This is a genomic window from Actinosynnema sp. NPDC050436, from assembly GCF_040655415.1.
In the GTDB taxonomy this organism is placed as follows: domain Bacteria; phylum Actinomycetota; class Actinomycetes; order Mycobacteriales; family Pseudonocardiaceae; genus Actinosynnema.
This window is the reverse complement of sequence record NZ_JBFAJV010000004.1, coordinates 241685-263532: the sequence shown is the minus strand read 5'-3', so window position 1 is coordinate 263532 and position 21848 is coordinate 241685. Positions and strand designations below refer to the sequence as shown.

Genomic DNA, 21848 nt, shown 5'->3' with positions numbered 1-21848 from the left:
AAGTTTCCTGATTAATTCCGCTCCGTCACCGCCGCCCCGATCGAGAGGGGAAAGCCGCAATGGCAAGGCTCCGGATCGCACTGGCCCTCGCGGCCACGCTCGTCCTCCCCGGCGCCCTGGCGGGAGCCGCGCAAGCGGCACCCGCACCGGCCGCCGCAGCCCTGCCCCCGGGCTCGCCCGCCGCAGTCAACGGTCAGCTGAAGGTGTGCGGCGTCAAGCTGTGCAACGCCCACGGCAAGCCGATCCAGCTGCGCGGGATGAGCACCCACGGCATCCAGTGGTACTCCCAGTGCGTCAAGTCGGCCTCGCTCGACGCGCTGGCCGACGACTGGAAGGCCGACGTCCTCCGCATCTCCCTGTACGTCCAGGAAGACGGGTACGAGACCAACCCGCGCAAGTTCACCGACATGGTGCACGGCTACATCGAGGAAGCCACCAAGCGCGGCATGTACGCCCTGGTCGACTGGCACCAGCTCGACCCGGGCGACCCGAACTACAACCTGTCGCGCGCCAAGACGTTCTTCAAGGAGATCGCCCAGCGGCACAAGAACAAGACCAACATCATCTACGACATCGCCAACGAGCCCAACGAGGTCTCGTGGTCGAAGGTGAAGTCCTACGCCGAGAAGGTCATCCCGGTCATCCGCGGCGAGGACTCCGACGGTCTGGTGCTGGTCGGCACGAACGGCTGGTCCACCTTCGGGCACTCCGACGGCGACGACCCGCAGGACGTCGTCAAGAACAAGGTCTCCGCGTCGAACGTGATGTACACGTTCCACTTCTACGCCGGTGAGCACGGCAGCGACTACCTCAACGTGCTGTCGAAGGTCTCCGACCAGCTCCCGGTGTTCGTCACCGAGTTCGGCACCCAGAAGGCGTCCGGCGACGGCTCGAACAACTTCACCCAGTCGCAGAAGTACATCGACCTGATGAACGCCAAGAAGATCAGCTGGGTCAACTGGAACTTCTCCGACGACGAGCGCTCCGGCGCGGTGTTCAAGCCCGGCACCTGCTCCGGCTCCTCGTTCACCGGCACGAGCAAGCTCAAGCCCGCCGGCGCGTGGGTCCGCGATCGCATCCGCACCGCCGACGACTTCCCGACGAGCTGACCGACCGAGTCGATCACGGTGACCCGCGGTCCCACGAGGCTGCGGGTTACCGTATACACGTGCCCGACATCGCTCTTGGTCTCGCAGCGCTCGGCCGTCCCGCCTACATCAACCTGGGCCGGGAGGGCGCACTACCGGCCCACCGCGACGTGGCGGCGATGCGCGCCGCGTGCCACGCCGTGCTGGACGCGGCCTACGAGGCGGGCATCCGGCGGGTGGACGCGGCCCGCTCCTACGGCCGCGCGGAGGAGTTCCTGGCGCAGTGGCTCGCCGAGCGCGGGCACCGCGACGTCCGCGTGTCGAGCAAGTGGGGCTACGAGTACGTCGCGGACTGGCGACCCGACGCCGAGGTGCACGAGGTCAAGGAGCACTCCACGGCCCGCTTCACCCGGCAGTGGGGTGAAACCGAGGCCCTGCTCGGCCACCACGTCGAGCTGTACCAGGTGCACTCGCTGACCGAGGACAGCCCGCTGTTCGGCGACCTGGAACTGCTGGCCGCGCTCGGTGCGCTGCGCGACTCCGGCGTGCGCCTGGGGTTCTCCACCTCCGGCCCGCGCCAGGCCGACACCGTGCGCCGCGCCCTGGACCTGGAGATGGAGGGGCGGCGGCTGTTCGAGGTCGTCCAGTCCACCTGGAACGTGCTGGAGACCTCCGCCGCGCCCGCGCTGGCCTGGGCGCACGAGAACGGCGCCGAGGTGTTCGTCAAGGAGGGCCTGGCCAACGGCCGGCTCGCCGTCGACCCGCCCGCGCGGGTGCGGGAACTCGCCGAGAAGCACGACGTGGGCCCGGACGCCATCGCGCTCGCCGCCGTGCGCGCCCAGCCGTGGGCGGACGTCGTGCTGTCCGGCGCGGCGGGCGTCGACCAGCTCCGCGCCAACCTCAGGGCGCGGGAGGTGGACCTGGAACCCGACGAGCTGGACCTCGCCGAGGACCCGGCCGACTACTGGGCTGCCCGCGCGGCGCTGCCCTGGGCGTGAGCCGCACCGACCCCGCGTCCAGGTCGATCGCGCGGCCCTGCGGCGGTGCGCCGTCCTCCTCGTCGCGCAGCATCACCTCGGTGCGCCGCTGGTCCAGCTCGGGCGAAGATCTCGCCCACGAGAACCACTCCCCGATCAGGACCCGACCGTCCGGGACCACCGGCCACCCGGGGTCCTCCGCCTTCGCCCGGACCTCGGCCAGGTCCATCCACCCGCCCCACGCGACCTCTTCGGGTTGCCAGGTGAACGGACCGTCGCAGCGCACCTCGTAGACGTGGGCGTGGTAGCGGATGGTTCCGTCGACGAAGGGCGTCGTGAAGCGGAACTCCGGCCGTGCCGCCACGCCCAGCTCCTCGGCCAGCTCGCGCACCGCGCACTCGTCGGGCGTCTCGCCCGCCGCGACCACCCCGCCGCACGTCGGGTCGTAAAGGCCGGGGTAGACGTCCTTGGTGTCCGTGCGGCGGTGCACGTAGAGCCGCTCGCCGTCCAGCGACCGCACGACGATCACCGCGCACGCGTGCCACAGGCCCTCCGCGCGCATCCTGGCCCGCGTCGCCGACCCCGCCGGAGCGCCGTCCGGGGTCACCACCAGCACGTGCTCCACGAGATCCTCCCCAGGTCGTATCCCTCAGTGATACCCCGGGCCGACGCCCGCCGACGACCCCGATTCCTACCGTCGTGACGATCACGTCACGAGGAGGAGTTGTGCCCACATCCCTGCGGCTCGCGGTGGCCGAGTTCCGCAACCGGCCCGGCCGCGCCGTGCTGCCCGGCGTCGCCCTGGTCGTCGGCGTCGCCTGCCTGCTGGCCGCGCTGATGCTCAGCGACGCCATGGTCAAGGCGACCAACGACGGCGCGTCGGTGGTGCCGTCCGAGGTGGACCTCGTGGTGCGCACCGTGCCGCACACCGCCGCCGTGATCGACCGGGCCGCAGTCGACCGGGTGGCCGCCGCGCCCGGCGTGCGCGAGGTCGTCGAGGTCCGGCGCGCCGAGGTCGACCTGCTGCTCACCGACGGCCGCGCCGACCCGAACCGGCGCGCGGTCGCCGACGTCGAACCGGACCGGGACGGGCTGCGCCGGGTGCCGATCCTGGAGGGCCGCTCACCGGGCCCCGACGGTGAGGTCGCCGTCGACCGGGTGACCGCCTACCAGCACGGCCTGCACCCCGGCGCGTCCATCAGGATCGCCGACGCGGCCGGCAGACCGCTCGACGTCGTGGTCCGGGGGATCACCAAGCGCGGCGCCCAGGGCGAACAGCCCTCGCTCGTCGTGGGGGAGGGGCTGGCCGCCAAGCTCGGCGGCGAACCCGAGAGCCTGGCGCTGCACGTGCTGGGCGGCGACGAAGCGGGGGTCGCGCAGGCCGCCGGCCCGTCGCTGCGGGTGGACGCGGCGGCGGTGGTGAAGGCCGAACCGCCGTCCAACGAACTCGCCGTCGTGCTGCTGCCGTTCAGCATCCTCGCGCTGGCCACCTCGGTGTTCGTCGCGTCGGCGACGTTCCGCGCGGTCTACGCGCAGCGCCAGAAGCACACCGCGCTGATGCGCTGCCTGGGTGCCCACCGGGGCCCGCTGGTGTGGGCGAACCTGCTGGAAGCCCTGGTCACCGGTGCCGTCGCGGGTGCGGCCGGCGCGCTGCTCGGCGGGACGGTCGGGTGGCTGCTGGCCCGCCTGTTCGACTCCACCGGCCTGTCCACCATGCTCGGTGCGGTCCAGCTCGACCCGCCGCTGCTGCCCACCGGCGGTCAGCTCGTCCTCGGTGTCGTGGTGGCCGCGCTGCTCAGCGCGTTCGCCTCGGTGCGGCCCTCGCTGGCCGCCGCCCGCATCTCGCCGCTGGCCGCCCTGCGCACCTCCGAAGGCGCGACGCCGGACAGCTCCGTGGTCCGCCGCCGCCGCGTCCTCGGGATCGTCCTGGTGGCCGCCGCCGCCGTGATGGCGGTGCTGGGCGTGCTGGCCAAGGGGTCGGTCGCGGCCATCTTCCTCATCCTGTTCTCCGGCATCACCGCCGTCGCGGGCCTGTTCGGCGTGCTGGGGCCGGTCGTGGTGCCCGCGCTCGGCCGGATCTTCGGCTCGGTGGCGAGCCGGTTCGGCGGCGCGCAGTGGAAGCTCGCCTCGGCCGAGGTCCGCCGGGTGCCGCAGCGCTCCGCGTCGGTCGCCATGCCCCTGCTGCTGGCCGCCGCCATGGTCACCTACTTCGCGGTCACCGTCGGGTCCGCGCAGAACCTGGAGGACGAGTTCAGCAACGCGCCCCGGCCGGACGCGGTGATCTCCGACGCGGGCGGCCGGCCGCTGGACGGCACCGCCTCGGCCGCCGCGACCCGGCCCGAGGTCGCCGGCAGCGTCGTCCTGCACACCACGCGCGGGAGCCAGACCGACACCACCGGCGAGCGCTACACCACCCGCGTCGCGGGCGTGGACGCCGGCCCGATGCGCGACTGGCTGGCCGCCCAGGGCGTGGACCGGCCCGACTTCGGTCCCGGCGCGGTGCTGCTGGAGGAGTACACCGCGCGCGGCATGGGCGCGGTGGTCGGGCAGCCGGTCACCGTCGAGGGACTGCCCGGCGGGCCGCGCACCGCCACCTACGCGGGCTCGGTGCCCGACACGCTGGTGGACAACGTCGACGTGGTGCTGCCCGACCCGGGGCTGGCCCCCGCGTCCAAGGTCCTCGTCACGTTCGAGCCCGGCGCCGACCCGGCGGCGTTCCAGCAGGACGTGCGCGCCTCCCTGGGTTCCGCGCCGACCGTGCTGGTCAAGACCAAGGTCGACACGAACGCGCAGAACCAGCGCTACCTCGACCTCGGCATCACGTTGCTGATGGTGCTGCTGGGCCTGTCCGTCGCGGTCGCCGTGACCGGGATCGGCACCGCGCTGACGATCTCCGTGCAGGAACGCCGCAAGGAGATGGCGCTGCGCCGCGCGCTGGGCGTGACCAAGGGCGGCCTGCAGGGCGGCGTGATCGCCGAAGCGGTGCTGCTGTCGCTGGTCGGCGTGCTCGGCGGCGGGCTGTTCGGGCTGGTCTACGCAGAACTCACGCTGCTCGCCTTCGGCGTGTACGCGCTGCCCGGCGCGGCCCTGACGCCGCTGCTGGTGGGCGGGGTCGGCGTGGTGGTCCTGGCGGTGCTCGCCGCCTTCGGCCCCGCCCGGGGCGCGTCCCGCATCCGACCGGCGGCAGGACTGGCCGCTGGGTGAAACGTGACCCGAGCCCCCGCGAAATGCCCGCTCCACGCCGTAGGCTGCCAGCTATGCGGCGGATCATGGGAACCGAGGTCGAGTACGGCATCGCGGTGCCGGGTGACGCGACGGCCAACCCGGTGCTCACCTCGACACAGGTGGTGCTCGCCTACGCGGCAGCCGCCGACATACCCCGGGCCCGGCGGGCCCGCTGGGACTACGAGGTCGAGTCCCCGCTGCGCGACGCGCGGGGCTTCGACCTCGGGGCGCCCGGCGGCCACCCCGGCGACGGCGACGTCGAGGACCTCGGCGCGGCCAACGTCATCCTGACCAACGGCGCGCGGCTCTACGTCGACCACGCGCACCCGGAGTACTCCGCGCCCGAGGTCACCAACGCCCGCGACGCGGTGATCTGGGACAAGGCGGGGGAGCGGGTGATGGAGGAGGCGGCGATGCGGGCCGCCACCGTCCCCGGCCAGCCCCGGCTCCAGCTCTACAAGAACAACGTGGACGGCAAGGGCGCGAGCTACGGCACCCACGAGAACTACCTGATGCAGCGCAGCACCCCGTTCACGGCGGTGATCGCGGGGCTGACGCCGTTCTTCGCGTCCCGCCAGGTCGTGGTGGGCTCCGGCCGGGTCGGCGTCGGCCCGTCCGGCGAGGAGGCGGGCTTCCAGCTCTCCCAGCGCTCGGACTACATCGAGGTCGAGGTCGGCCTGGAGACCACGCTCAAGCGCGGCATCATCAACACCCGCGACGAGCCGCACGCCGACGCGGACAAGTACCGCCGGCTGCACGTCATCATCGGCGACGCGAACCTCGCCGAGTACTCCACCTACCTCAAGGTCGGCACCACCTCGCTGGTGCTGGACATGATCGAGGCCGGCCGCCGGTTCGACGACCTGCGGCTGGTCGACCCGGTCCGCGCGGTGCACCAGATCAGCCACGACCCGACCCTCAAGACCAAGGTCGAGCTGACCGGCGGGCGCAAGTTCACCGGCCTGGACATCCAGCACGCCTACCACGAGCGCGCCCAGCGGTTCGTGGACCAGGAGGGCTACGGCGACCGGGACGTGCTGCGGGTGTGGGGCGAGGTGCTCGACGCGCTCGGCCGCGACCCGCAGGAGTGCGCCGACCGGCTGGACTGGCCCGCCAAGCTGCGCCTGCTGGAGGGCTACCGCGCCCGGGACGGCCTGGCCTGGGGCTCGCCCCGGCTGCACCTGGTCGACCTCCAGTACTCCGACGTGCGGCTGGACAAGGGCCTGTACAACCGGCTGGTCGCCCGGGGCTCGATGAAGCGCCTGGTGAGCGAGGAGGAGGTGCGCGCCGCGATCCTCGCGCCGCCGGAGGACACCCGCGCCTACTTCCGGGGCCGGTGCCTGGAGCGCTACCCGACCTCGGTGGCCGCCGCGTCGTGGGACTCGGTGATCTTCGACCTGGGCCGCGAGTCGCTGGTCCGGATCCCCACGCTGGAGCCCCTGCGTGGCACGAAGGCGCACGTCGGCGCACTGTTGGAGGCGTCGGACACGGCGGAGCAGCTCGTCGAGGCCCTCACCCGGGGCTGATCGACGCCACGCGAGTGGCAGGCGCACTTCGTCGTGCCCGGTGGGTAGGGTTGACCACGAGGACCGGAGAAGCGGGGAGGCCGACATGTCCCAGGAACAGGTCCAGCGGCAAGGCGGCGGTGACGGCGACGACGGCGGTGACGGCGCAGCCGCCGCCGGCCAGGAGCGGCGGGAGAAGCTCGGCGAGGACGTGGACGCGATCCTCGACGAGATCGACGACGTCCTGGAGGAGAACGCCGAGGACTTCGTCCGCGCGTACGTGCAAAAGGGCGGCGAGTAGCAGCCTCGGTGCCGGAGTAGGGAGAGAAACGCACCTATGGACCACAGTTCGACCGGGTACCACCCGGCCGCGTCGCTGCCCCCGGCCTACCTGCGGCCGGGGTCGTCGTCGTTCACCGATTTCCTCCGCGCGCAGGCCCCCGAGCTGCTGCCGTCCGCGCGGCGCTACCCGGAGGGTGCCGTCGTGCAGGCCCCGCACGGCACCACCATCGTCGCGCTGACCTTCAAGGGCGGCGTGGTGATCGCCGGCGACCGGCGGGCCACCATGGGCAGCACCATCGCCCAGCGCGACATGAAGAAGGTCTTCGTCACCGACGACCACTCGGCGGTGGGCATCGCGGGCACCGCCGGCATCGCCATCGAGATCGTGCGGCTGTTCGCGGTCGAGCTGCGGCACTACGAGAAGATCGAGGGCGTCCCGCTGTCCCTGGACGGCAAGGCCAACCGGCTGTCCGCGATGATCAAGGGCAACCTGGACGCCGCGCTCGCGGGCCTGGCCGTCGTCCCGCTGTTCGCGGGCATCGACACCGAGGCGGCCGAGCCGGACCGCGCCGGGCGGATCGTGTCCTACGACGTCACCGGCGGCCGGTACGAGGAGTCGCTCGGCTACCAGGCCGTCGGCTCGGGCTCGCTGTTCGCCAAGTCGGCGCTCAAGAAGCTCTACGACCCGGACGCGGACGCCGAGGCGGCCGTGCGGGCGGCCGTCGAGTCGCTCTACGACGCGGCGGACGACGACACCGGCACCGGCGGCCCGGACGTGGTCCGCAGGATCTACCCCGTCGTGGTCACGATCACCGCCGCCGAGGGCGCCGTGCACCTGCCCGAGGCGCAGACCGCCGCGATCGCCGAGGCCGTGGTCGAGTCCCGCCGGTCCAGCCCCGCGGGCTGACTTCTCCCCACCCGCCGACACCAGGAGTCGCACAAGTGACGATGCCGTTGTACGCCTCACCCGAGCAGATCCTCCGGGACCGCTCGGAGTACGCCAGGAAGGGCATCGCGCGCGGCCGCAGCGTCGTCGTGCTGCGCTACGCGGATGGCGTGCTGTTCGTGGCGGAGAACCCCTCAGCGACCCTGCACAAGGTGTCGGAGATCTACGACCGCATCGGGTTCGCCGCGGTCGGTCGCTACAGCGAGTTCGAGAACCTGCGGCAGGCGGGCATCCGGTTCGCCGACATCCGGGGCTACCAGAACGACCCGCGCGACGTGACGGGCCGGTCGCTGGCCAACGTCTACGCGCAGACCCTCGGCTCGGTGTTCAGCGAGCAGATCAAGCCGCTGGAGGTGGAGATCTGCGTCGCCGAGGTGGGCCGCTCCCCGGAGCAGGACACCCTGTACCGGCTGACCTACGACGGCTCGATCGTGGAGGAGCCGCAGTACGTGGTGATGGGCGGCCAGGCCGAGGCGACGGGCACCGCGTTGAAGGACGCCTACGCCGAGAACCTCTCGCTGGCCGACGCCCTGCGGGTCGCGGTGAAGGCGCTCAGCGCGGGCAGCACGAGCACCGGCAACGGCAAGCCGGACCTGCTCGACCAGCCCAAGCTGGAGGTGGCCGTGCTGGAGCGCGACCGCCCCCACCGCGCGTTCCGCCGCATCCACGGCGCGGCGCTGAGCCAGGTGCTGCCCAGCGCGGACGCCCCGGCGGACGCCCCCGCCGACGAGCCGGCCCAGGGCGGCGAGGCCAAGCCGGTCACGGACGTGAACCTGCCGCCGAACGACCAGAAGTAGCCGCCCCGCCGCCGCTCCCGGGCGGCTGTGCGGGCGTCCTCGAACGGCCCTCGGTCTCGGCGACCGGGGGCCGTTCGCGCGTTTCAGAGGAAGATCTTGACGAGCTGGTCGCGCCCGTCGGGGTCGCGCAGCACCACCTGGTTGCCGGCGCGCAGCTCGGCGTCCACGAACTCGTAGACCAGCAGCGCCCGGTTGACCAGGTCGACCTTCTTGAGCCCGGTGCGCTCCTGGAGCTTGCCGATCGCCTCCACCGCCTCGGCGATGAGCGCGACGTTCACCCGGTCCGCGACCGCCGGCCGCTCCCCGGTCCGCTCGGTCGACGACATGGGCGGGCCTCCCCTCGGTTCAGGGTCGAGTATTGCAGGCGATGTGTGTGTTCGCCACAGAATCAGTGGCGAATGTGTGGCGTATCGCGCGCGCAGGCGATACCGTGGAGGCGGGCCACCTGCCAGGTGGTCGCCAGGAAAGAGCGTCCAAGGTCCACCGCATCGGGCGGGTCGTGTCTCGGGGGAGCGAGACCCGCGCGCGGACGGGGCAACCGTCCGGGTCGGTGAGCTGCGATCGGTCTGCGGAGCCCGCTGGGGGCTCCCTGCCCGGGGAGAGAGGACGCCCTTCATGAATGCCGCAACACCCGACGCGGGACCGCCCGCGTCGGACCACAGGAGGGGGTGGGACGACGCTCCCACGCCCTCGGCACGGATCCGCGTGGTGAAGACCGGGTTGTCCGTGGAGGTGGCGGTGCCCGCCCGCCACGCGCCCGGGCTGCTCACCACGGCGGCGTACGCCGCGGCTGCGCTCGGGGTGCTCGTCGGCCCCGGCCTGACGCTGCGGCTGGTCCCGCCGGAGTTCCCGGCGTGGGCGGCGGTCGGGCTGATCGCCGGGCAGTTGGCGCTGCTCGGGCTGGTCGTGCTGGTCGCCCGTGCGCGATGACGAGGGGGCCCGACCCACGTCGGGCCCCCTCGCGCGTCACACCCCCCGCAGGTCGAGCGCCCACTCCTCCTCGACCACGTCCCGACCCCACTTGCGCACCGGGGTGCTGCGGACGGGCGTGAACCCGGCCCGCCGGTAGATGCCGCGCGCCACCTCGACCTCCGAGACGGTGGCGAGGGTCATCCGCCGGTAGCCGGCCCGCGCGGCGAACCGGACGCACTCCTCGACCAGCCGCTTGCCGATGCCGAGACCGCGCGCGCCCGGCTCGACCAGCAGCAGCCGCAGTCGCGCGGTGTCGGCGTCGTCGCGGACGCAGAGGACCGACCCGACCGGTTCGCCGTCCACCTCCGCGATCCACGCCGCCTCGCGGGCGGGGTCGTGGTCCAGCACGTAGTCGGCGGCGACCCGGGCGACCAGCGCCTCGAACGTGGCGTCGTAGCCGTACTCCTCGGCGTACCGGACGCCGTGCCGGTGCACGACCCAGCCCAGGTCGCCGGGGCGCGGCGGGCGCAGCAGGTAGGCGCGCGGCGCGGCGGTGAGGATGCGGCGGATGCGGGCCATCGCGGCCAGCAGCGCGGTCCGGTCGGACTCGGGCACGCGGTCGAGCAGCGCGCCGATCTCGGCGTCCGACCGCTCGTCCAGCTCGGCGAACGCCTGGCGACCCCGGTCGGTGACCGTGACCACGTGCCGCCGGGCGTCGTCGGGGGAGGGGGCTCGGGTGATCAGCCCCTCGCGCTCGAACCGGCTCAGGATGCGGCTGAGGTAGCCCGCGTCCAGGCCGAGCGCGCCCTTCACGTCGGCCGTGCCGGCGACGAGTTCGAGCAGCACGCGGACCTCGGTGAGCGAGTACGGCGAGCTGAGGTACGCGCCGTCGAGCAGCCCGATGACGCCCGTGTAGAAGCGGTTGAACGCCCGGACGTCCGCCACCGACATGGTTGACCCCCTCAACTGAACAGTTGACTCAGTCAACCATATCGGGGTCGGGCGTCGGGAGCCCGCCCACGACGGCTTCGCGCCTCGCGGAGGCGCTGCCCGACGGAAGGTGGTGATCAGGGGCGGTAGATGGCCAGGGCCGCCGGACGGGCGCGGAACTCGAACGTGGTGCCGGTCGGGCCGACCTCGCCGTCCGTGGCGATCGCAACGCCGCGCCCCCCGCGCACCTTCACGTCCAGTCGACGGGTCTCCAGGTGCCGGTAGGTGCGGCTGCGGTTCAACGAGCCCAGCAGCGCGCCGATGAAGAACCGCGCCCGCGAGAAGCGGGTGTCCGCGCGGATGTAGCGCACGTCCATCAGGCCCCGGTCCAGCGCCGGGCGCATGGTGGGCGCGAAGCCCTTGGGCCGGTACGGGCCGTTGCCCACGAACAGCATCCACACCAGGTGCGGCTCACCGTTCAGCTCCACCTCCAGCGGCTGGGACGTGCGCAGCACCTGCGCCATGGCGATCGCCGCCGCCGGCCACTTGCCCCAGCGCACTTGGAGCTTCTCGCGCAGCCGGACCATGTCCGGGTACCCGCCCAGCGACGCCGTGTTGACGAACCAGCGCGGCCCCTCGCCGTCCACGGTCACGGCGGACAGGTCCACCAGCACCCCGTCGCCGGCCTCGACGGCCCGCGCGGCGTCGTCCAGGCCGGTCACGCCCACGTCGCGGGCGAAGTGGTTCAGGGTGCCCGCCGGGACCAGGACCATCGGCAGCCGGTGGGCGGCGGCCACCGCCGCCACCGCCGCCACCGAGCCGTCGCCGCCCGCCACGCCCACGGCCTTCGGGGAGTGATCGGCGACGACGGTGTCCAGGTCCTCGATCGACACGACCCGGGCCTTGGGCCACTGCCGGCGGATGTCCTCGGTCGGGTCGCCGCCCAGCCCCGAGTTCGGGTTCACGACGACCACCAGGCCGTCGCCCTCGGGCAGCGCGTCCAGCGCGGCGTGCTCCCGCGCGGACGCCGCCTCGTCCCGCCCGATCGGCCACCAACGCCTGGTCAGCAGGCCCGCGCCGACCCCGATCACGGCGCCGGCGGCCACGTCGGACGGCCAGTGCACGCCGGTGTGCACGCGCGAGTACGCCACCGCCGCCGCGACCGGCGCGACCACCGCCGCCAGCGCCGGCGACTCCATGGCGACCGCCGTGGTGAACGCCGCCGCCGAGGCGGCGTGCCCGGACGGGAACGACGAGGACGTCGGGCGCTTGGTCAGCCGGCGCGGCGGTGCCAGCAGCTCCGCCGCCGGCCTGCGGCGCGGGAACAGGCGCTTCGCCACCAGGCTCGCGGCGGCGCTGGCACCCCCGATCGCCGCGACACCCCGCAGCCCGGCGCGGCGCGGCCGGCCCTTCCGCAGGGCGAGCACGCCCGCCACGCCGAACCACAGCACGCTGTGGTTCGCGGCCCTCGACAGGGTCTTCATGCCCTGGTCGAGGGGGGTTCGGGGCAGCAGCCCGCAGCGCTTCATCAGGGCCTGGTCCAGGCGGTTCACTCGTCGGAGCACAGGGAGACGTTATCCGCGAAATCCGCGTGCCGCCCGATTGGATCACTGAGGAAACCGCCGGATGCGCCTACTGTTGAGGGATGCAGCGGCGGATCTTCGGCATTGAGACTGAGTTCGGGGTGACCTGCACCTTCCACGGGCAGCGCAGGCTGTCCCCGGATGAGGTCGCGCGTTATCTGTTCCGCCGGGTCGTCTCGTGGGGCCGTTCCTCGAACGTGTTCCTGCGCAACGGCTCTCGGCTCTACCTGGACGTGGGGTCGCACCCCGAGTACGCGACGGCGGAGTGCGACGACCTCGCCCAGCTGGTGACACACGACAAAGCCGGTGAACGGATCCTCGAAGACCTGCTCGTCGACGCCGAGCGCAGGCTCGCCGACGAGGGCATCGGGGGCGACATCTTCCTGTTCAAGAACAACACCGACTCCGCGGGCAACTCCTACGGATGCCACGAGAACTACCTGGTCGCGCGGGCCGGGGAGTTCTCCCGCATCGCCGACGTGCTGCTGCCGTTCCTGGTGACCCGGCAGCTCATCTGCGGCGCGGGCAAGGTGCTCCAGACCCCGCGCGGAGCGGTGTACTGCCTGTCCCAGCGGGCCGAGCACATCTGGGAGGGCGTGTCGAGTGCCACCACCCGGTCGCGCCCGATCATCAACACCCGCGACGAGCCGCACGCCGATGCCGAGCGCTACCGCAGGCTGCACGTCATCGTCGGCGACTCGAACATGTCCGAGGTGACCACGCTGCTCAAGGTGGGCAGCGCGAACCTGGTGCTGGAGATGATCGAGCAGGGCGTCCAGTTCCGGGACTTCAGCCTGGACAACCCGATCCGGGCCATCCGCGAGATCAGCCACGACCTGACCGGGCGGCGCACCGTGCGCCTGGCCGGCGGCAAGGAGGCGTCGGCGCTGGACATCCAGCGGGAGTACTTCGAGCGGGCCGTGGAGCACGTCGCCAAGCGCGCGCCCGACCCGATGGCCGAGCGGGTGCTCGAACTGTGGGGCCGCACGCTGGACGCGGTCGAGGCCGAGGACCTGTCCAAGATCGACCGGGAGATCGACTGGGCGATCAAGTACCGGCTGATGCAGCGCTACCAGGCCAAGCACGACATGGACCTGTCCAACCCCCGGATCGCGCAGCTCGACCTCGCCTACCACGACATCCGGCGCGGTCGGGGCATCTTCGACCTGCTCCAGCGCAAGGGGCAGGTGGACCGGGTGACCGACGACGGCGAGATCGAGGCCGCCAAGGACACCCCGCCGCAGACCACCCGGGCCAAGCTGCGCGGCGACTTCATCGCCGCCGCGCAGGCCGCCGGCCGGGACTTCACCGTCGACTGGGTCCACCTCAAGCTGAACGACCAGGCGCAGCGCACCGTGCTGTGCAAGGACCCGTTCCGCGCGGTGGACGAGCGGGTGGAGCGGCTCATCTCCTCCCTCTAGCCCTAGCGGACCGGGAAGGCTCTTCGTGAGGCTCACACCTCATGAAGAGCCTTCTCCTCGTCGTGGCCACGGCGGCGTCCCTGCTGGTGGCACCCCCCGCAGCGCGGGCGCACGACCCCTCGTGGCAACTGCGCCCCACCGGGACGGACGCGCGGCTGCGCGGGCTGTCCGCCGTCGACTCCCGGGTGGCGTGGGTCGGCGGCAGCAACGGCACCGTGCTGCGCACCCGCGACGGCGGGCGGACCTGGGACTCCGTGCCGCCGCCGGACACGGCCGCGCTGGACTTCCGGGACGTCGAGGCGTTCGACGCGCGCACCGCCGTGGCGCTGTCGATCGGGCCCGGCGCGAGTTCGCGCATCTACCGGACCGCTGACGGCGGGCGCACGTGGGTCGAGGCGTTCCGCAACGCCGACCCGGACGCGTTCTACGACTGCGTGGCGTTCTTCGACCGGTTCCGGGGGCTGGCGGTGAGCGACCCGGTGGGCGGGAGGTTCCGGGTGCTGGCCACCCGGGACGGCGGCCGGTCGTGGCGGCAGGTGCCCGAGGACGCCTTCCCACCCGCGCTGGAGGGCGAGTTCTCGTTCGCGGCGAGCGGGCAGTGCGTGACCACGGCCGGGCCGCGGGACGCGTGGATCGCCACCGGGGGCGGCTCGCGGGCCAGGGTGCTGCACTCCTCGGACGGCGGCCGGCACTGGGCGGCGACCGACACGCCGCTGCACCCGTCGGCGTCGGCGGGCGTGTTCGCGGTGGCGTTCCGCGACCCGCGCCGGGGCGTGGCCGTCGGCGGCGACTTCGCCGACCCGTCCGGCGCGGCGGCGAACCTGGCGCTGAGCCGGGACGGCGGCCGGACGTGGGTGGGCGGCACCCGGCCGCCCGAGGGGTACCGGTCGGGCGTGGCGTGGCACGGCTCGTCGGTGGTCGCGGTGGGGCCGACCGGCAGTGACGTGAGCCGGGACGGCGGCCGGACCTGGCGGCGGTTCGACGCGGGCAGCTTCGACACCGTGGACTGCCCGACCACCTGCTGGGCAGCGGGGGAGAAGGGTCGCGTCGGTGTCCTGACCAGGCGGTAACCGACCGGGGCGGGACCGGGTGGACGTCCGCGCGGCCTATTGACAAAATTGTGTTGTACGTTCAAACTTGTTTTTGCCATGAGAGACGTCCTGTACCTGGAGCAGATCGAGCAGGCCGAGGCCCTGCTCAAGCCGCAGCGCATCGAGGTGCTGCGGCGGTTGGCCGAGCCGCACTCGTGCACCGAGGTCGCGGGACAGCTCAACCAGACCCCGCAGCGGGTCTACTACCACGTGAAACGCCTGGTCGAGGCCGGTCTGGCGACCCTGGTGTCGGAGCGCCGGGTGCGCGGCATCACCGAGGGCGTCTACCAGGCCACGGCCCGCGCGTACTGGCTGTCGCCGGCCCTGGTGGGGCGGCTCGGCCTGCGCCGCGCGCAGGACGAGCTGAGCCTCGGCTACCTGCTGGACCTGGTCGAGCAGGTCCAGTCGGACATCGCCGCCCTCGACCGCGACCGGCCGGAGCTGCCCTCGCTGGGCGTCTCCGGCGACATCCGGGTGCGGCCCGAGCTGCGCCGGGAGTTCTTCGACGAGCTGCGCACGACCCTGCAGGACCTGTTCCGCCGCTACGGCGGTGCGGAGGGCGACGCCTTCCGCCTCGCCGTGGCGTGCTACCCGACCCAGACGGAGGATGAAGACCATGAGTGAGACCGTGACCGTCCGCGCCCGCGTCGCCGCGCCGGTCTCCCGCGTCCGCCAGGCGCTGACCTCGGCCGACGAACTCGGCACGTGGCTGGCCGAGCACGTCGCCGTGGACCTGCCGGAGCGCTACGAGTTCTGGGGCCGGTACACCCCCGAGGGGGACGCGCCGCACCAGAGGCTGGAGCACGTGGACGACACCACCATCCGGTTCACCTGGCACGTGGGCGGCGTGGACACGAAGGTCGAGATCGCGCTCGCCGCCGACGGCGACGGCACGGTCGTGTCGGTGTCGCAGAGCGACTTCCCGGGCTGGGCGGCGGCGGTCGCCGAACAGGACGTGCTGGGCCACCTGTACACCTACTGGTGCCTGGCGCTGGCCAACCTGGTCGAGCACGTCGACGGCCGGCCGCTCACGCCCCGCGCCGACTTCACCAGCTCGGAGATGCGCGCGTCGGTCGAGATCAACGGCCCCCGGGACGTCGTCTACCGGGCGCTGACCGACTCCGGGGAGTACTCGCGCTGGTTCGGCGCCAAGATCGACATCGAGCCGTGGGAGGGCGGCCGGGTCGCCATGGGCGGCTTCGAGGCCAACCCGGAGCCGGGCAAGGTCGTCGACCTGGTCGAGGGCGAGCGGATGACCATGGACTGGGGCGGCGGCCTGGCCACCTCGTGGGAGCTGGCGGAGTCCGGCGGCAGGACCCGGCTCACCTTCGTGCAGAGCGGGTTCGTGGACGGCCGGCCGCCCTACGGCGCGTGGACGGGCTGGCTGTCCGGCGTCGCGGAGCTGCGGCGGTACGTCGAGCTGGGCGCGGCGTGGACGCCCATCTGGCTCCAGCCCGAGATGCCCGGGATGCCCGAGGGGATGCTCACGGGCGACTGAGGCGGACCAGCCGGCGCTCGACGGCGGTCGTCACGGCCGCCGTCCGGGTCGCCGCGCCGAGCTCGGCGAAGATCCGCACGAGGTGGGCCTTCACCGTTGCCTGGCTGATGAACAGGGCCTTCGCCACCTCGCGGTTGGACAGGCCCCGGGCCAGGTGCTCCAGGATCTCGACCTCTGCGCGGGGCGCGGGGTCGCGGACGGTGCGCAGCAGGCGGCGGGCGACAGCGCGGTCTGCCCGCGCGCCGCCCGCCGGACCGCGTCGGCCGGCTCGTCCGGCGGCGGATCCTTGAGCAGGTAGCCGGTCGCGCCCGCCTCGACCGCGCACCACGTTGGCGTCCGAGTCGTAGGTGGTCAGCACGACCACCCCGGGCGGGCGGGCCTCGAGCGCGGTGCCCTCGCCCGGGGCGCTCTCCACCGTCGGCGTGCCGCCCAGCTCGGCGACCCGGCTCCGGATCGGGTGCAGCCCGAAGCCCCGGCCCTCGCCACCCGCTGACCGTGCAGACCGAGGTGGCGCTGCTGCGGGTCGCGCAGGGCGCGCTGGCCGACGTCCGGGAGCACGCCGGGGCGCACACCGTCGTGGTGACCCTGTCCTACCTGGGCGACGTAGTGACCCCGGACGTCTGCGACAACGGCCGGGGCTTCGACCCGCGCGCCGTCACCCCGGGCGCGCGGCTGACCCGCCCCACCCGGCCCACCGCCCCGCTGATGGGCCGGGCTGCGCGGCGGGCGGACTGAGGCCCGGATCGGTGGTCACCGCGCTGAGCAGGCAAAAGAGGCTAGGGATCGGTCCGGGGCGGGGCGCGGATCGGCGGACGGAGCGGCCGAGTGGACCATCGGGTCGGGTTGGGGTGGGGATGTGCGTTGTGGGGTGTTCGCGCGGGGTTAGGGTTCTCGGGTGGCCATCGCACGTGCCGAACGGCTCGTCAACCTGGTGCTGTGCCTGCTCTCCACCCGCCAGTACCTCACCGCCGAGCGCATCCGCGCCATCGTCCCCGGCTATTCGGACGCCGTGACCGACGAGGCGTTCTTCCGCATGTTCGAACGCGACAAGACAGAGTTGCGCGATCTCGGCGTGCCGCTGGAGATCGGGCGCAACGTGGGCCTGGACGGCCCGGACGGCTACCGGATCGCCCGGCGGGACTACGAGCTCGGTGACGTCGACCTGCAACCGGACGAGGCGGCGGCCGTCGCGCTGGCCGCGCGGCTGTGGGACTCGCCGCAGTTCACCGGTGCCGCGCACGGCGCGCTGCTCAAGCTGCGCGCGGCGGGCGTCGACGTCGACCAGGACGTGCACGTCGCGGTCGAGCCGAAGGTGCGCACCAGCGAACCCGCGTTCCCGCCGCTGCTCGCGGCCGTGCAGCAGGGGCGCGTGGTCGAGTTCGACTACCGCCGGCCGGTGCCGGTCGAGGTGCGCCGGCGCACGGTCGAACCGTGGGGCGTGGTCGCCTGGCGGGGTCGCTGGTACCTGGTGGGGCACGACCGGGACCGGCGCGCGCCGCGCTGCTTCCGGCTGTCCCGGATCGTCGGCGAGGTCGCCGCGCTCGGCAAGGCGGGCGCGGTGGAGCGGCCGGAGTCGGTCGACCTGCTCAGCTTCGTCGCGCGCAGCCAGCCGTCCACCCAGGCCGTGGCCACCGCGACGCTGTGGGTGGCGCGGGGGCGCGCGCAGGGCGTGCGGCGCCGCGCCCGCCACGTCGGGGAGCGCGAGCTCGACGGCGACCCCGGCGACCTGCTGGAGATCGACCTGAGGTTCCCCGACTCGGCGGCGAACTGGATCGCCGGGTTCGGGCCGGACGTGCTGGTGCTGGAGCCCGAGGTGCTGGCCAAGACCGTGCGGGAGAAGCTGGTCGGCGCGCTGCGCGGGGCGGGGGTGCGGGCGTGAGCGCGTCGAACTCCTCCGCCGGCCGGCTGCCCCGGCTGCTGGCCCTGGTGCCCTACCTGCTGGCCCGGCCGGGCATCCCGATCGACGAGGCCGCCGCCGACTTCGAGGTCACGCCGCGCCAGCTGCGCAAGGACCTGGAGCTGCTGTGGATGTGCGGCCTGCCCGGGTACGGGCCGGGTGACCTGATCGACCTGTCGTTCGAGGGCGAGACGGTCACCGTCACCTTCGACGCGGGGATGAGCCGGCCCCTGCGGCTGACCGCCGCCGAGGCGACCGCGCTGCTGGTGGCGCTGCGCGCGCTGGCCGAGACGCCGGGCGTCGCGGACAAGGCGGCGGTGCGCCGCGCGGTGGCCAAGATCGAGGCGGCGGTGGGCCAGGCGCAGCCCGCCGGCGTGGCGGTCGGGCTGGCCGTGCGGGAGGCCCCGGAGACGGCGCCGATCCGGGACGCGGTGTCGGACGGGGTGCTGCGCGGCCGGGCGCTGCGGCTGCGGTACTACACGCCGTCGCGGGACGAGGTGACCGACCGGGTGGTCGACCCGATGCGGATGCTGCTGGTGGAAGGCCGAAGCTACCTGGAAGCCTGGTGCCGGCTCGCGGACGGCGTTCGGCTGTTCCGGTTGGACCGGATAGACGGCGTGGAGGTGCTCGACGAGCCCGCGAGCCCGCCGCCGCACGCCGAACCCACCGACACCTCGGAGGGGCTGTTCCGCCCGGACCCCTCCCAGCGCACCGCCGTGCTGGTGCTGGAGCCGGACGCGCGCTGGGTGGCCGAGTACTACCCGGTGGACGGCGTGACGGAGCTGGACGAGGGCCGGGCGCGGGTGCTGTTCCGCTACGCCGACACCCCGTGGATGGTCCGGCTGCTGCTCGGGCTGGGTGGCGAGGTGCACGTGGAGCAGCCGGCCGAGCTGGTCGAGGCGGTCGCCCGGCAGGCGGGGGCCGCGTTGCGCCGGGCGGATCACCTCCCGGCAACCTGAGCCCTATACGGTGATGCCGTGCCGTACTTGCCGAGCCTGGTGTTGTTGCTGGTCGGGATGGTGTTTTTGATCGTCGTCCTGGTCAAAGTCCTCGGAGCCTTGCGCCGATTCCGCGCCGCAAGCACTCTGGTAGGCGACAGGGTCGGCGACGGCGTCGGGTTGCTGCGGGCGCGGTTCGCCGCACTCGGGGTGGCCGTCGCCGAACGGCGTCCGGACCGGGCCCGCCAGGGCGAACCCCGCGTACCATCGACGGACCGGGGGATGAAGGAGGATCACCGTGGGTAACCTCGGAGCTACAGAGCTGATCATCATCGCCGTGGTGATCATCCTGCTGTTCGGGGCGAAGAAGCTGCCCGACATGGCGCGCTCGCTGGGCAAGTCGGCCAAGATCCTCAAGGCCGAGACCAAGGGCCTGCGCGACGAGGACGACCAGTCGCAGCAGCACGGCACCGCCGCGCCGCAGCCCCCCGTCCAGCAGCTCCCGCCGGCCCAGCCGCAGCAGGTCGTGCAACCGCCCGCCCAGCCGGTCCAGCAGCCCGTTCAGCCCGTGCAGCAGCCGGTCCAGCCGCAGGTGGCGCAGCCGATCGAGCAGTCCGCGCAGAACCTGCAGAACAAGCAGTCCTAGCCGGCGGAGGACGGTTCCGGAACTAGACCAGAAGGACGGTTGTCACGGTGGGGGCAAGTCCGCCCGGGTGGTTCCAGCGTCGGCGCGAGCGCCGCCGGCTGACCAGTCGTCGGGGCAATCCCGACGGCACGATGTCGCTCAAGGACCACCTGTACGACCTCAGGCACCGCCTGGGTCTCGCGCTGCTGATCGTCGCCGTCGGCGCGATCTTCGGCTTCTTCTGGTGGAGCTGGCACATCTTCGGCCTGCCCAGCCTCGGTGACATCGCCCTCGACCCGTACTGCCAGGTCCCGGCGGACGACCGGCTCAACCAGAACGGCGCCTGCCAGCTGTTGCAGACCAAGCCGTTCGAGAGCTTCATGATCCAGCTCAAGGTGGGTGCCGCCGCCGGCATGGCGATCACCTCGCCGCTGTGGCTCTACCAGGTGTGGCGGTTCATCGCGCCCGGCCTGTACGCCAAGGAGCGCCGCTTCGCGCTGACCTTCGTCGCGGTGGCCTCGGTGCTGTTCGTCATCGGTGCCACGCTGGCGTTCTACGTGGTGCCGCAGGGCCTCGTGGTGCTCGTCGGCTTCGGCGACAACCAGTTCCTGACCGCGCTGTCCGGCGGCGACTACATCGACTTCGTGCTCGCGCTGCTGCTCATCTTCGGGGTGAGCTTCGAGCTGCCGCTGGTCGTGGTGATGCTCAACCGGGCCGGCGTGCTCACCTACGACAAGCTGCGCAGGTGGCGGCGCGGGATCGTGTTCGGGCTGTTCATCTTCGCCGCGATCGCGACCCCGGGCACCGACCCGATCTCGATGGTGGCGCTCGCCATCGCGCTGACGCTGCTGTTCGAGCTGGCGATCCAGCTCGCCCGCGTCCACGACAAGCGGAAGGCCCGCAAGCGCAAGGCCGAGGGCCTGGACGACCTGGACGACGACGAGGCGGCCCCGTTCGACTACCAGCCGTCGCAGGTCGAGGAGACCATCAACGAGCCGGTGACGCAGAAGCAGCCGCACCGGGTGCGCTACGACGACGTGACCTGAGCCGGGCCGCGCGGCGTCCCCACGGGGGACGCCCGGTGGCGGTGAGCCGAACGTCATGGATCTTTTTCGGGTTCGGTGTGCCAGGATGCCGGGAGCCGCCGGACCCTGGAGGTCTCCCGCCGTGGACCGCTCCGCCCGATGACGCGCGCCGCCCTGCTGGTCTGCCCCGCCTCGGGCCGGGGACGTGCCGCCCGGCTCGCGGGCACCGTCGCCGCCCGGCTGCGCACCGCCGTCGACTCGCTGGACCTGCACGTCGCCCCGACCGCCCGGGGCACCGCCGACCTGGCCCGCCGCGCCGTGGCCGACGGCGTCGACGTCCTCATCGTGCTCGGCGGCGACGGGGCCGCCCACCTGGGCGTCCAGGCGTGCGCCGGCACGTCCACCGCGCTGGCCGTGGTCCCCGCCGGCACCGGCAACGACCTCGCCTCCGCGCTGGGCACCACCTCGGTGGACGCCGTGGTCGCCGCCCTGCGCGACGACACCACCCGCCCGCTCGACCTGGGCCGGCTCGACGACGGGACGTGGTTCGCCACCGTCCTGTGCGCGGGGTTCGACTCGGCGGTCAACGAGCGCGCCAACGGGATGCGGTGGCCCGCCGGCCCCCGCCGCTACGACCTGGCCATCCTCGCCGAACTGGCCACCCTCCGCCCGCAGCCCCTGGTCGTGGCCACCGAGCACGGGCGGCTGGAGCTGGACGCCCTGCTGGTCGCCGTGGGCAACACCACCAGCTACGGCGGCGGCATCCCGGTGTGCCCGGACGCGGACGCCTCGGACGGCCTGCTCGACCTCACCGTGGTCGCCGCCGCGCCGCGCCGGGCGCTGCTGCGGATGCTGCCCTCGCTGCGCACCGGCCGGCACGTCGACCACCCGGCGGTCCGGACGCTGCGCGCCCGGTCGGTCACCCTGTCGGGTCCGGGCTGGGTCGGGTACGCCGACGGCGAGCGGCAGCGCCCCCTCCCGCTGGGCGTGACCTGCGGGTCAGGGGCGTTGACGGTGGTCAGCGGGGTCGTCGCGGGCTAGCGCGGGCCCGCCGCCGGGCGGCGCGTCGCGGATCAAGAGCGCTTTTGTCGGTCCCATGTGACAGCCT

24 protein-coding genes are annotated in these 21848 nt (G+C 73.2%); 19 read left to right on the top strand and 5 right to left on the bottom strand.

Translation table 11 applies throughout. The features are described 5' to 3' along the window. Positions 1–59: 59 nt before the first annotated feature. Together AB0I60_RS13590 and AB0I60_RS13585 are read left to right on the top strand one after the other, a co-directional pair. Positions 60–1109 carry a glycoside hydrolase family 5 protein gene (locus AB0I60_RS13590; RefSeq protein WP_360729095.1) on the top strand — a complete coding sequence of 350 codons (1050 nt, stop codon included), beginning with the start codon at positions 60–62 and terminating at the stop codon, positions 1107–1109. Positions 1110–1168: 59 nt separating this feature from the next. Beyond that, positions 1169–2086, top strand: a complete 918-nt coding sequence (locus tag AB0I60_RS13585) for an aldo/keto reductase (protein WP_360729092.1) — start codon at positions 1169–1171, stop codon at positions 2084–2086. Here the strand turns inward: AB0I60_RS13585 and AB0I60_RS13580 are convergent. Then, positions 1989–2690, bottom strand: coding sequence for an NUDIX domain-containing protein (locus tag AB0I60_RS13580; protein ID WP_360729090.1), 702 nt, complete (start codon positions 2688–2690; stop codon positions 1989–1991). The two genes, AB0I60_RS13585 and AB0I60_RS13580, sit on opposite strands and share 98 nt — an antisense overlap. A gap of 101 nt (positions 2691–2791) precedes the next feature. Between AB0I60_RS13580 and AB0I60_RS13575 the strand changes: the two genes are divergently transcribed. The 5 genes from AB0I60_RS13575 to prcA all read left to right on the top strand — a co-directional run bounded on the left by AB0I60_RS13575 (position 2792) and on the right by prcA (position 8820). Next, positions 2792–5269, top strand: a complete 2478-nt coding sequence (locus AB0I60_RS13575; RefSeq protein WP_360729087.1) for an FtsX-like permease family protein — start codon at positions 2792–2794, stop codon at positions 5267–5269. Positions 5270–5322: 53 nt separating this feature from the next. Beyond that, positions 5323–6816 (top strand): depupylase/deamidase Dop, encoded by a 1494-nt coding sequence (gene dop / locus AB0I60_RS13570; protein ID WP_360729084.1) that lies wholly within the window; start codon positions 5323–5325, stop codon positions 6814–6816. 85 nt (positions 6817–6901) lie between these two features. After that, a complete protein-coding gene (locus tag AB0I60_RS13565) occupies positions 6902–7096 on the top strand; it encodes a ubiquitin-like protein Pup (RefSeq protein WP_360729081.1) in 195 nt (64 codons plus the stop codon). A gap of 36 nt (positions 7097–7132) precedes the next feature. After that, on the top strand, positions 7133–7984 hold the full coding sequence (prcB, locus tag AB0I60_RS13560) for a proteasome subunit beta (protein ID WP_360729078.1): 852 nt from the start codon (positions 7133–7135) through the stop codon (positions 7982–7984). 35 nt (positions 7985–8019) lie between these two features. Continuing rightward, a complete protein-coding gene (gene prcA / locus AB0I60_RS13555; protein WP_360729075.1) occupies positions 8020–8820 on the top strand; it encodes a proteasome subunit alpha in 801 nt (266 codons plus the stop codon). Positions 8821–8903: 83 nt separating this feature from the next. Here the strand turns inward: prcA and AB0I60_RS13550 are convergent, their stop codons facing one another. Next, positions 8904–9146, bottom strand: a complete 243-nt coding sequence (locus AB0I60_RS13550) for a hypothetical protein (RefSeq protein WP_360729072.1) — start codon at positions 9144–9146, stop codon at positions 8904–8906. A gap of 382 nt (positions 9147–9528) precedes the next feature. Here AB0I60_RS13550 and AB0I60_RS13545 point away from each other — a divergent pair, with 382 nt between their 5' ends. Further along, positions 9529–9750, top strand: a complete 222-nt coding sequence (locus tag AB0I60_RS13545) for a hypothetical protein (protein WP_360729069.1) — start codon at positions 9529–9531, stop codon at positions 9748–9750. Between the two features lie 36 nt (positions 9751–9786). On the opposite strand, the gene AB0I60_RS13540 is transcribed toward AB0I60_RS13545, so the two are convergent. Beyond that, a complete protein-coding gene (locus AB0I60_RS13540) occupies positions 9787–10683 on the bottom strand; it encodes a helix-turn-helix domain-containing GNAT family N-acetyltransferase (RefSeq protein ID WP_360729066.1) in 897 nt (298 codons plus the stop codon). A gap of 116 nt (positions 10684–10799) precedes the next feature. Further along, entirely contained in the window at positions 10800–12227 is a 1428-nt protein-coding gene (locus tag AB0I60_RS13535; RefSeq protein ID WP_360729064.1) for a phosphatase PAP2 family protein, read from the bottom strand. An 80-nt stretch (positions 12228–12307) separates the two neighbouring features. Here AB0I60_RS13535 and pafA point away from each other — a divergent pair, with 80 nt between their 5' ends. The 4 genes from pafA to AB0I60_RS13515 all read left to right on the top strand — a co-directional run bounded on the left by pafA (position 12308) and on the right by AB0I60_RS13515 (position 16255). Continuing rightward, the gene (gene pafA, locus AB0I60_RS13530; protein ID WP_360729061.1) at positions 12308–13666 is read left to right on the top strand and encodes a Pup--protein ligase; all 1359 of its coding nucleotides are present in this window, start codon (positions 12308–12310) and stop codon (positions 13664–13666) included. Positions 13667–13707: 41 nt separating this feature from the next. Further along, entirely contained in the window at positions 13708–14736 is a 1029-nt protein-coding gene (locus AB0I60_RS13525; RefSeq protein ID WP_360729058.1) for an oxidoreductase, read from the top strand. 78 nt (positions 14737–14814) lie between these two features. After that, positions 14815–15381, top strand: a complete 567-nt coding sequence (locus AB0I60_RS13520) for a helix-turn-helix domain-containing protein (protein ID WP_360729055.1) — start codon at positions 14815–14817, stop codon at positions 15379–15381. Beyond that, on the top strand, positions 15374–16255 hold the full coding sequence (locus tag AB0I60_RS13515; protein ID WP_360729053.1) for an SRPBCC domain-containing protein: 882 nt from the start codon (positions 15374–15376) through the stop codon (positions 16253–16255). Before AB0I60_RS13520 ends, AB0I60_RS13515 begins: the two co-directional genes overlap by 8 nt. Here the strand turns inward: AB0I60_RS13515 and AB0I60_RS13510 are convergent. After that, on the bottom strand, positions 16242–16670 hold the full coding sequence (locus AB0I60_RS13510; RefSeq protein WP_360729050.1) for a LuxR C-terminal-related transcriptional regulator: 429 nt from the start codon (positions 16668–16670) through the stop codon (positions 16242–16244). The two genes, AB0I60_RS13515 and AB0I60_RS13510, sit on opposite strands and share 14 nt — an antisense overlap. An 80-nt stretch (positions 16671–16750) precedes the next feature. Here AB0I60_RS13510 and AB0I60_RS13505 point away from each other — a divergent pair, with 80 nt between their 5' ends. The 7 genes from AB0I60_RS13505 (at position 16751) to AB0I60_RS13475 (ending at position 21781) form a co-directional block, all read left to right on the top strand. Continuing rightward, complete coding sequence (locus AB0I60_RS13505; protein ID WP_360729048.1) at positions 16751–16990, top strand: hypothetical protein; 240 nt, start codon at positions 16751–16753, stop codon at positions 16988–16990. Positions 16991–17150: 160 nt separating this feature from the next. Continuing rightward, positions 17151–18134 carry a WYL domain-containing protein gene (locus tag AB0I60_RS13500; protein ID WP_360729045.1) on the top strand — a complete coding sequence of 328 codons (984 nt, stop codon included), beginning with the start codon at positions 17151–17153 and terminating at the stop codon, positions 18132–18134. Then, on the top strand, positions 18131–19111 hold the full coding sequence (locus AB0I60_RS13495) for a YafY family protein (RefSeq protein ID WP_360729042.1): 981 nt from the start codon (positions 18131–18133) through the stop codon (positions 19109–19111). Before AB0I60_RS13500 ends, AB0I60_RS13495 begins: the two co-directional genes overlap by 4 nt. An 18-nt stretch (positions 19112–19129) precedes the next feature. Continuing rightward, entirely contained in the window at positions 19130–19396 is a 267-nt protein-coding gene (locus AB0I60_RS13490) for a bacteriophage holin (protein ID WP_360729038.1), read from the top strand. After that, positions 19389–19736 (top strand): Sec-independent protein translocase subunit TatA, encoded by a 348-nt coding sequence (gene tatA, locus AB0I60_RS13485; RefSeq protein WP_360729035.1) that lies wholly within the window; start codon positions 19389–19391, stop codon positions 19734–19736. Before AB0I60_RS13490 ends, tatA begins: the two co-directional genes overlap by 8 nt. Positions 19737–19867: 131 nt before the next feature. Beyond that, the gene (gene tatC, locus AB0I60_RS13480) at positions 19868–20761 is read left to right on the top strand and encodes a twin-arginine translocase subunit TatC (protein WP_360729691.1); all 894 of its coding nucleotides are present in this window, start codon (positions 19868–19870) and stop codon (positions 20759–20761) included. A 138-nt stretch (positions 20762–20899) separates the two neighbouring features. Continuing rightward, a complete protein-coding gene (locus tag AB0I60_RS13475; RefSeq protein ID WP_360729032.1) occupies positions 20900–21781 on the top strand; it encodes a diacylglycerol kinase family protein in 882 nt (293 codons plus the stop codon). The last annotated feature ends 67 nt before the right edge of the window (positions 21782–21848 follow it).

What these genes read in the sequence shown, in the direction of transcription:
- AB0I60_RS13590 (WP_360729095.1), top strand. Translation starts at nt 60, where the DNA reads ATGGCAAGGCTCCGGATCGCACTGGCCCTCGCGGCCACGCTCGTCCTC.
- dop (WP_360729084.1), top strand. Translation starts at nt 5,323, where the DNA reads ATGCGGCGGATCATGGGAACCGAGGTCGAGTACGGCATCGCGGTGCCG.
- AB0I60_RS13565 (WP_360729081.1), top strand. Translation starts at nt 6,902, where the DNA reads ATGTCCCAGGAACAGGTCCAGCGGCAAGGCGGCGGTGACGGCGACGAC.
- prcB (WP_360729078.1), top strand. Translation starts at nt 7,133, where the DNA reads ATGGACCACAGTTCGACCGGGTACCACCCGGCCGCGTCGCTGCCCCCG.
- AB0I60_RS13550 (WP_360729072.1), bottom strand. Translation starts at nt 9,146, where the DNA reads ATGTCGTCGACCGAGCGGACCGGGGAGCGGCCGGCGGTCGCGGACCGG.
- AB0I60_RS13540 (WP_360729066.1), bottom strand. Translation starts at nt 10,683, where the DNA reads ATGTCGGTGGCGGACGTCCGGGCGTTCAACCGCTTCTACACGGGCGTC.
- pafA (WP_360729061.1), top strand. Translation starts at nt 12,308, where the DNA reads ATGCAGCGGCGGATCTTCGGCATTGAGACTGAGTTCGGGGTGACCTGC.
- AB0I60_RS13525 (WP_360729058.1), top strand. Translation starts at nt 13,708, where the DNA reads ATGAAGAGCCTTCTCCTCGTCGTGGCCACGGCGGCGTCCCTGCTGGTG.
- AB0I60_RS13520 (WP_360729055.1), top strand. Translation starts at nt 14,815, where the DNA reads ATGAGAGACGTCCTGTACCTGGAGCAGATCGAGCAGGCCGAGGCCCTG.
- AB0I60_RS13515 (WP_360729053.1), top strand. Translation starts at nt 15,374, where the DNA reads ATGAGTGAGACCGTGACCGTCCGCGCCCGCGTCGCCGCGCCGGTCTCC.
- tatC (WP_360729691.1), top strand. Translation starts at nt 19,868, where the DNA reads ATGTCGCTCAAGGACCACCTGTACGACCTCAGGCACCGCCTGGGTCTC.
- AB0I60_RS13475 (WP_360729032.1), top strand. Translation starts at nt 20,900, where the DNA reads ATGACGCGCGCCGCCCTGCTGGTCTGCCCCGCCTCGGGCCGGGGACGT.